At 75.0% G+C, this 1,146-nt stretch carries 1 protein-coding gene; it reads right to left on the bottom strand.

The features are described 5' to 3' along the window. Positions 1–120 precede the first annotated feature (120 nt). The coding region (locus tag GA0115259_RS38445; protein ID WP_107469435.1) for a glycosyltransferase at positions 121–1,146 on the bottom strand (1,026 nt) is incomplete at its 5' end.

Here is a 1,146-nt window from a genome sequence, read left to right as displayed (position 1 = left end):
GTGGCGGTGGCGCGACGCGGTCGGAGGTGTCCCGGGGAGGGGCGACGGAGACGCGCCCGATGCGCTGTCCCGTAGCCCTGACAGGCCCGGAGGGCGGCGGCACGCTGGTGCTTTCCGTGGTCACTGGGGGATCGGCTCCCTGCGCTCGGGGCGCGGCACGGCGGCGACTTCGCGGTACACGTCCGCGATGGCCTGCGCGGTCTGCCGCACGTCATAGGTGCTGAGTACGTGCTGCCGGCCCTGGCGGCCGATGGTTTCGCGCAGTGAGCCGTCGCGGAGCAGGGTGCTCACGGCGGCGGCCAGCGCGGGCGGGTCCTCGGGCGGGGTGAGACAGAGGGTTTCGCGGCCGGGCGGCAGGCTCTCGCGGGCGCCGTCCACATCGCTGAGGACGACGGGCCTGCCGCTGGCCATGGCCTCCAGCGGCGCCACCGCCATGCCCTCCCAGCGGGACGGCAGAACGACCAGATCGGCCGCGCGGTACCAGGGCGCGGTGTCCGGTACGGCGCCGGCGAAGAGGACCGACGGCGGAGCCGTGGCGCGCAGCTCCTCGGCGTCGGGACCGTCGCCGACGAGCACCAGCCGCGCCTGCGGCACCTGCCGTACGACCGGCTGCCAGGCCCGCAGGAGGATGTCCTGCCCTTTCTGCCTGCACAGCCGTCCTACGCACACCACGACGGGAGCGGTCGGCTCCAGCGCGGCGAGCAAGGGAAGGGAGGCACGGGCCGCCGCGCTGTAGGCGCTTCCGTACGAGCCTGCGAACCGTCCGACGTCGACTCCGTTGTGGACGACGGACCAGGAGGCGTGGATTCCGGCGCGCTCACCGGTGCGCCGCTCGGCCTCGCTGACACAGACGACGCGGTCGGTCCACCGGACCGCCCACCGTTCCCAGTGCCTGGCCAGCCGGCCTGTCACTCCGCCGACCGCCTCGAACGACCAGGCGTGCGGCTGGAATACGGTGGGCACCCGGCCCCGGACGGCCAGCCGTCCCGCGAGGCCGGCCTTGGCGCTGTGGGCGTGGAGCAGATCCGGTCGGATCAGCTCCACCAGCCGCCCGGCCTGCCGTACTTCGTCCAGCAGTCCCGGCCCGGGGCTGCGGCCGGCCCGCCAGACATGGACCTCGGCGCCTCGGCGGCCCGCCGCCTCGGC

It is taken from the genome of Streptomyces sp. MnatMP-M17 (assembly GCF_900091995.1).
Lineage (GTDB): Bacteria > Actinomycetota > Actinomycetes > Streptomycetales > Streptomycetaceae > Streptomyces.
Note: the sequence above shows the minus strand (reverse complement) of the source record. Positions and strands in the feature narration are given on the sequence as shown.